This is a genomic window from Oscillibacter sp. UBA6647, assembly GCA_002455655.1.
Lineage (GTDB): Bacteria > Bacillota > Clostridia > Oscillospirales > Oscillospiraceae > Oscillibacter.
In genome coordinates this window covers 1-7,498 of the sequence record DKLF01000103.1, presented here as the reverse complement: position 1 = coordinate 7,498, position 7,498 = coordinate 1, and the positions used below count along the sequence as shown (strand labels likewise).

General features: G+C 58.1%; 7 protein-coding genes. 3 read left to right on the top strand and 4 right to left on the bottom strand.

Annotation, left to right across the window (positions count from 1 at the left end; genetic code table 11):
* Positions 1 to 119: 119 nt before the first annotated feature.
* Together B2W96_RS07775 and B2W96_RS07770 are read right to left on the bottom strand one after the other, a co-directional pair.
* Positions 120 to 1,805: a peptide ABC transporter substrate-binding protein gene (locus tag B2W96_RS07775; protein WP_293009719.1), complete on the bottom strand. Its 1,686-nt coding sequence runs from the start codon at positions 1,803 to 1,805 to the stop codon at positions 120 to 122.
* 301 nt (positions 1,806 to 2,106) lie between these two features.
* The gene (locus B2W96_RS07770) at positions 2,107 to 2,763 is read right to left on the bottom strand and encodes an HAD hydrolase-like protein (RefSeq protein WP_293009718.1); all 657 of its coding nucleotides are present in this window, start codon (positions 2,761 to 2,763) and stop codon (positions 2,107 to 2,109) included.
* Positions 2,764 to 2,953: 190 nt separating this feature from the next.
* Here B2W96_RS07770 and B2W96_RS07765 point away from each other — a divergent pair, with 190 nt between their 5' ends.
* From B2W96_RS07765 to rbr, 3 genes are read left to right on the top strand one after another with little or no spacing between them, the layout of a single operon-like run.
* The gene (locus B2W96_RS07765; RefSeq protein ID WP_293009717.1) at positions 2,954 to 3,421 is read left to right on the top strand and encodes a metallophosphoesterase family protein; all 468 of its coding nucleotides are present in this window, start codon (positions 2,954 to 2,956) and stop codon (positions 3,419 to 3,421) included.
* Entirely contained in the window at positions 3,418 to 4,371 is a 954-nt protein-coding gene (gluQRS, locus tag B2W96_RS07760) for a tRNA glutamyl-Q(34) synthetase GluQRS (protein ID WP_293009716.1), read from the top strand. The genes B2W96_RS07765 and gluQRS overlap by 4 nt, the downstream gene beginning before the upstream one ends.
* Before the next feature lie 57 nt (positions 4,372 to 4,428).
* On the top strand, positions 4,429 to 5,022 hold the full coding sequence (rbr, locus tag B2W96_RS07755; RefSeq protein WP_293009715.1) for a rubrerythrin: 594 nt from the start codon (positions 4,429 to 4,431) through the stop codon (positions 5,020 to 5,022).
* Positions 5,023 to 5,104: 82 nt separating this feature from the next.
* Here rbr and B2W96_RS07750 read toward each other — a convergent pair whose 3' ends face one another.
* Together B2W96_RS07750 and B2W96_RS07745 are read right to left on the bottom strand one after the other, a co-directional pair.
* Positions 5,105 to 6,358: a coproporphyrinogen-III oxidase family protein gene (locus tag B2W96_RS07750; protein ID WP_293009714.1), complete on the bottom strand. Its 1,254-nt coding sequence runs from the start codon at positions 6,356 to 6,358 to the stop codon at positions 5,105 to 5,107.
* A 69-nt stretch (positions 6,359 to 6,427) separates the two neighbouring features.
* The gene (locus B2W96_RS07745; RefSeq protein ID WP_293009713.1) at positions 6,428 to 7,183 is read right to left on the bottom strand and encodes a LexA family transcriptional regulator; all 756 of its coding nucleotides are present in this window, start codon (positions 7,181 to 7,183) and stop codon (positions 6,428 to 6,430) included.
* Positions 7,184 to 7,498: the final 315 nt, after the last annotated feature.

The window sequence follows — 7,498 nt, the reverse complement described above, 5'->3', positions numbered from 1 at the left end:
CAAAACCCCACAAGAACAGAGAAGAGAACTCCTGAAAATCAGGAAAAGATGACAAACAGCGTTCGCCGCCAATTGGCAGCGAACGCTGTTTAAGTTTCATACCGGGATACCCGGCCCTGTCAGGAGACAGCCGCCACGCCCGCAAAGCTGAACCAGCCTCTCGGGTCCCGGCACAGGCCGGACCAGCCCTCCCGCAGTTTCCACAGCGTTCCCGTGGTGTAGAGCGGGGAAACCGCCGCGTCCTCCAGCAGAAGAACCTCCGCGTCGTGGAGGCAGGCGATCCGTGCCGCCGGGTCTGAAGCGCTGTCAATGATTTTCAGCAGGGTGTCATAGGCGCCGCTGGAATAGCGGGCCGTGTTGAGGGAGGATTTGCTGGAAAAAGGCGCGAGAAACGTCTCCGCGTCGTTGACGGACGCGGACATGTCCACGTCTGCCAGCGCGTATTCCCCGGTGCGCAGGGCATCGGACAGCTCCGTCCGGGTCACGGCCCGGGGCTGAATGCGCAGCCCCAGCACGGAGCGCCACTGCTCCGCCAGCGCGGTGGCAATCGCCGCCGCCGGACCTTCATCCACATAGAGATAGTCCAGAGCGCTGTTTCTGACATAGCTGCTGGCGCCGCTGTCATAGCCGCTGCCGGACAAAAGCTGTTTTGCCTTTTCGCAGTTGCCTGCATAGTCCTCCTCCGAGGAGTTTAAAAGGTCGCCTCCCTCGGTGCGGAAGTCCTCCTCCGCGCTGCCGGGCACACCGTAAGGCACCAGTCCCGTCGCCGCGCTGGCAAAGCTGCCTGCAAGGGCGGCCACGGCCTGCCTGTCCACCGCAAGGGTCAGCGCCTTGCGGAATGAAGGGTCATCCAGAGGGTACTGAGCCCCGTTAAACAGCACCGTGTGGGTGGTAAGCACCGGTGTGAGGGACTGCCCATGGGCAATCTGTGCGTCCACCTGTTCCTGAGGCAGTGCGTATGCCAAATCCACCGTCTCTCCGTCATACAGCGCCCACGCCGATTCCGGACTGTCGGCAAAGAATACGCGCACGCCGTCGTTTCTCACCCGGCCGTAATAGTGCTCGCTGCGGGTCAGTTCCAGCGTTTTCCCCGATTGATAGGCGGAAGCATGATAGGCTCCGTTGGTGACAAGCAGGGTGGGGTCATACCACCACTTCAGGGGCGCGGCGTCTTCTCCGGCGGTTTCGGAGGCGGCCTGCGCCTTCTCCTTCAGGGACTGCACCACGTCCTGCCGCAAAGGGACAGTGGCGGGGGAAGAGCACACGCCGGTCAAAAACCAGTCGTATTTCCCGGATAGAACGACCTCCAGCGTGGTGTCGTTTTTCGCGGTGACGGCCAGCTCCTCCGGGGCTCCCCCGTTTCGGACGGCATCGTAGCCCTGCACCACGGACAGAAGCGCCGCATTGGGAGAGAGGGTCAGGGGATTTGCAAGGCGCTGCCAGGCGTATACGAAGTCCTGCGCCTTCACCTCTGTCCCGTCAGACCAGCGGGCGCTGCGCAGGCGGAAGCTATAGACCACCGTGCCGTCAAAATTCTCCGTTACATCCACGGACTTTGCCATGCCCTCGGTCGCTGTGGTGTTGCCGTCGCCGTCGCAGGTCATGCGCATCAGCGGTTCGTAAAGGCTGAGGGCTATCGTGTTGTCCGCGTCGGTGGTAACATAGGCCGGGTCAAAGGTGGTCACTCCGTTTCCCACGGACACCGGCAAAATGGATGGGGCTTCTTCCTTGCCGCAGCCGCTCAGGATTCCGGCGCACAGCGCGGCGGACAGCGCCAGAGCCGCCCATCGCTTCATTCGTCTCATGTGTGATTCTCCTTATAGAACACGGCCCGCACAGCGGCGTCCTCCGCTTTATATGATTTATACATGCAATCAAGGCATTTTCGCCAAAACGCAAGAAATACCAAATAGCATTATACGCGGGTTTGCAGGCGATTGTAAAGCAAAAGAGAAAATTTAGTAACAAATATTTACAAAATTAAGAAAATTTTAATAAATACAAGCTTCGTAGACGGAAAGAAGACTCCAACCCGCAAAGGACCCGCTGAAAGAGCATTTGCTTTTTCAGCGGGTCAAAATTAAAAAGAAACGGGCACAAGCCCAGTCAATGCACCAGAATGAACTGTTCCAGCTCTGCCGCGGAGCGCACCACCGCCACGGCCCCGGCCTTTTCCAGCTCGCCGGGGGCGGCATAGCCAAAAAACTCCACGCCTACGCAGTCTATGCCACACTCCTTCGCGCCCAGCACGTCGTATTTCCGGTCGCCCACCATCAGAATGTCTGGCCGGTCCGCTTCACTCAGATTCAGGCGGCGGAAGGTGTCCCGAATTACGTCGGCCTTCGTGTGGTCCCCATGGAGGGGACTGCCTGCGATGACGCTGAGAGACGGCGTGTAGCCAAACCGCTGGCAGATATCCACGCACAGCTTTTCCGGCTTGGAGGAGGACAGCGCCAGCACGTACCCCGCTTCCTTCAAACGTCCGCACAACTCCGGCATTCCCGGAGTTGCCGCATTTTCAAATTTTCCTATGGGCTCATATCGTTCGCGGAACATCTCCACCGCCGCAAACGCCTGCTCCGCCGTAAAGCCGCACAGCTCCATAAAGGTTTCCTGCAAAGGCGGGCCGATAAACTTGATCAGCGTGTCCTCGCCGGGAGGGATTTTGCCAAGCTTTTCAAACGCATAGCGCAAGGAATTCAGAATGCCTTCCTTGGAATCCGTCAGCGTTCCGTCTAAATCCAGAAAAATATAACGATACAAAAATTTCTCGCCTCCGTTCCACAAAATTCTATCATGTTTTGCTGCTTCATGCAAGACGGTAGCAAGGTTTGCGTCCGCCGCCGGCGCGAAGGGAAAAGGCCCGTTGTTTCGCGGAAGAAAAGCGAATTTGGTTGCCAAATTGCCGTGTAGGGGGTATACTGTCGGCATCAAAACCGAAGGACGGAACTCTATGAAGATACTGGTATTCTCCGATTCCCACGGCAACGTGGAGCATATGGTGACCGCTTTGGAGCGGGAGAGGCCGGAGCGCATCTTCCATCTGGGAGACGGCTGGCGGGATGCGGAGCACCTCCGGGACATGTTTCCGGATATTCCGCTGGAACAGGTCCCCGGCAACTGCGACTTCCGCCCGGAAGAGCCGCCTATGAAGCTTTTTGAGCTGGAGGGCAAGCGGATACTTCTTTGCCACGGGCACACCTGCCGGGTGAAGGAAGGACTGATGGACGTGGGATATGCCACCCGGGAGCACAAGGCGGATTTGCTGTGCTTTGGGCACACCCATGTTCCCACGCAGGAATGGGTGGGGGAGTCTCTTTTGCTGAATCCCGGCAGTATCGGCTATTGGGGACGACCCACCTATGCCGTGGTCAGGATTGAACGCGGCCGTCTCACGGCGGACCTGCGCAGGCTTATATGACGAACGGGGCTGAACGGGGCCGATTTGCGCCCTCTCCCAGCGGGCGGATGCATCTGGGGAATCTGTTTACAAGCCTTCTGGCGTGGCTCTCCGCCAAATCCGCCGGGGGGCAGGTTGTTTTGCGGATTGAGGATTTGGACACGGGGCGCTGCACCCGGGCCTGTGCGGACCAGTTGGAGGAGGACTACCGTGCGCTGGGCCTTTTTTGGGACGAGGGGGGCAGCACGGGCGGGCCAGACGGACCCTATTACCAGAGCCGGAGGGGAGCGCGCTATGCCGCCGCGCTGGAAACGCTGCGGGAAAAAGGACTGGTATATCCCTGCTTTTGCACCCGTGCCCAGCTTCATACCGCCTCCGCCCCGCACCGAGAGGATGGGCAGACAATTTACCCCGGCACCTGCCGGGGATTAACGCCCGATCAGGCGGCGGGGCGGGTCGAAACGCGTCCTCCCGCTGATCGCCTGCGGGTTCCGGACCGGGAAATCGCGTTTGAAGACGGGCATCTTGGCCCGTACTCTGAAAATTTGGCCCGGGGCTGCGGAGACTTTCTCCTCCGTCGGTCTGACGGACTTTGGGCCTATCAGCTTGCGGTGGTGGTGGACGACGCGGCCATGCAGGTTACGCAGGTGGTGCGGGGGAGCGACCTGCTGGCCTCCACGCCCCGGCAGTTGTATCTTTACGAGCTGCTGGGATTGACGCCGCCGAAATTTTACCATGTGCCATTGCTGCTGTCGCCCGACGGGCGGCGGCTGAGCAAGCGGGACGGGGATTTGAGTTTGGATGCGCTGCTTTCCCGAAGCACACCGAAGGAGCTTATCGGAAAGCTCGCGTATCTTGCGGGGCTGAATCCCTCCGCCAGGTCCCGGACCCCGGAAAGTCTGCTGGCGGAATTTGACTGGCAGCGGATTCCGAAGGAGAATATCTTCGTACCGACCGGCCTGTTTTTTTAAAATCCGAATAAAACCGCCCTCTTTGCGCAAGCTGGCACAAAGGGGGCGGCCTATTTTATGGATTTGAAAAACAGCGAAACAAAAATCAGCCTGATGCGGGCCTTCGCGGGAGAAAGTCAGGCCCGCAACCGCTATACGTTTGCGGCGTCTCAGGCGAAGAAGCAGGGTCTGCACGTCATCGAGGCGGCGTTTCTGTTTACCGCGAATCAGGAAAAAGAGCACGCGGAGGTGTTCTACAAGCATCTGGGAGAGCTTTCCGGTGAGACGGTGCAAATTGACGGCGGGTATCCCGTGGACGCGGCGCAGGACATGGCGGCGCTTTTGCGGATGGCGCGGCACAACGAGCTGGAGGAATTTGGCGACGCCTATCCCGCCTTTGCGGAAATTGCGAAAAAAGAGGGCTTTTCCCGCATTGCGGACTCCTTCTCCCGCATCGCGGCCATTGAGAAAACCCACGCCGACCGATTTGAACTGCTGGCGGACCTGCTGGAACGGGAGCGTTTGTTCGTGGCCGACGTGGAATGCGGCTGGATGTGCCTGAACTGCGGCTATGTCTTCACCGGGAAGACCGCCCCGGAAAAATGCCCTGCCTGCGACCATGACCGGGGCTATTTTATCCGCTTGACCATGGCTCCGTATACGGAAGGGTAACCGAATAAATGCCTGTCTGAAAGGTTCCGGCAACATAAAAGGCCCGGACGCGTGATAGCGTCCGGGGCCTTTTTATATCCAATTACAAAACGATTTCCTTTGGGAAGGCCTCCCTGCGGAGAATGCCCCACATTTTATCGATGTAGGCCAGCGTGTAGTAATTTTCGTAGTAATGATAGTAAAACGCGCCCTTCAGCGTCATGCGGAAAATTCCGTGTTCCTCCGTGGCAAAGCCCAGCCTTTTCGCAAGCCAGAACTCAAAGCCGTAGACCTTGTTCAGCGGCACGCCAAAAAATTCTTCAAATCCCTTGGGGTCTACCTCTGTGCCATAGGCAGTCCAAAACAGGTAATAAAGCATTCGCTGGCGGGTTGTGAAGCGCAGGGTCAGTGAAGTGGGCAGTGTGTCGCTCTCAATTCTTCTGCGGTATTCTGCCACGGAAAAGGTGTTGACCTTGAACTGATTTTTTAGCAGCGTGGTGGCGGAGCAGCCAAAGCCTAAGAAATTTTCCCGGGTCATGGAAGAATAGCATGCCCCCGGCGTGGCGGAAAAGGTCCAGATGGACTCCCGCCGGTATTCCATGGATACGCAATACCGGGTGATGTCGTCCAGCAGTCGCCGCTTTTCCTGTTTGCCCATGGGCTTGACGGTGGAGCCGGTGAAGGCAAAGTCAATAAAGGGATAGATGGCCACATGGTTTGCCCCGATGGAAAAGGCGGTGGCGATATCCGCCTTTAGGTCTTCCGCCGTCTGCCCAGGCAGGGCAAAAATAAAATCCATGGACACGGTTTCAAAGGGAACGGCCCGCAGAGCGGCAGAAAGACGCTCCGGGTCAAAGCGCTTGCGCCCCAAAATCCCCAGAAATTTATCCCCGAAGGACTGAATCCCGATGCTGATTTTCGTAACGCCCGCTTCACGCAGAGCTGAAAGCGTCTCCACGTTCACATTGTCCGGGTGAAGTTCCAGACCAATGCCCTCCGTAATGATGAAATGCTCTTGCAGAGCGGACACAATTTCTCCGATCCGCTGGACGGCAAGCGCAGGTGTTCCGCCGCCGAAATACAGGCTGGTGGCCTGCTTTTTCTCCTGCGTCTGCCCGCATACCAGATGGATCTCCCGAAGAAGGCAGTCGATATATGCATCGCACAGTGCCTCATCATACAGCTCCTTACAATAGGGGCAGAAGGAGCAAAGCTGCCTGCAAAAGGGAATATGGACATACAGGCCCAGCCTTCGGCTTTCAGCAAAGGGAATCGCTTCGTCATATTCGTTTAGAAACCGGAATGGACGAAGCGACCGCGTAAGGAACGCCCGGGTCAATGTCGTCAAACAGCTCATCATTCACCTCCATGCACGCACGCTGCGTTTCGGCGGCACAACAAGCAGCCGGGTGGAACATGCCGCGGGTTATCCACCCCGCTTCGGCAAGGGCAGCTTATGCATCATCACGCGGCCAAAGGACACCAGCGTCTGCCCGCTGTCGGCGGTGAGTACCACGTCCGCGTCCGCACGGGCCCGGTTCAGGGAGAACAGGTACACCGTCCCCATGGGGTCCCGGTAATACTGCTTGCACACCATTTCCCCGTCCACGCAGAAAATACCGATGTCCCCCGCTTGCAGCGGGTCCCGGTTCACATAGACCACCGCCCCGTCGGCAATCCAGGGGGACATGGAGTTGCCCCGGATGTGCACGGCAAACTCCGCCGCGGGCGGTACGTCCCCGCCCACGGAAACATAATCGAAATCCTCACCAAACACCGGCGCGGCAAAGCCTGCCGCCGCCGGGCTGCAATACAGGGGAATGCGCCGCTCGGCAAGCTGGGGCCGGGCAAGCTCCAGTTCGTCCTGATACTGGCACAGCGCCCCCAGCACGGAGCGCACCGTGTCCCGCCCCACGGCGGAAAGACTTCGGTACTGGTCTAAGACCTCCCGCTCATCGTGGCTTAAAACGCTCTTTCCGCCCCGGAAGTGGTCCCGGTACAGCGTGTTGGGGTCCACCCGCAGGCTGTCAAACAGGCGCAGGAGCACCTCTTCCTTGGGAAAGCTGATTCCCGTTTCGTAATTGCCAATGGCGGAAACCGTCACGCCCAGCGCCTCGGCCAGCTCCCGACGGGACATATTCAATTCTTCTCTCCGCTCCCGCAGCCGTTCTCCAAACCCCATGTGGTGCGCCTCCCTGCAGTTTCTTGGACAAAATTAAACTTTGCTTTATCCTATCGTTATTTTTTGGCTTTGTCAATTGCGAAAAACAGGAAACTTGTAAAATATGCCTTGACAAAACATGCTACTTGTGATATTTTGGAATTGTTCACAGGATTCTTGTGAGTTGCAGAGGATAGCACACCAGGAAAAGCTGCGGGACAAGCTATGGAAGCAGGCGGTCCGCCGGAGTGTGGAACCCGGCGCAAGGGACCTCTTTAAAGCAAGGTGCCTGTATAATACCGGGCTTTCCCGGGATATGAGAAAGCTTTTCCAAAA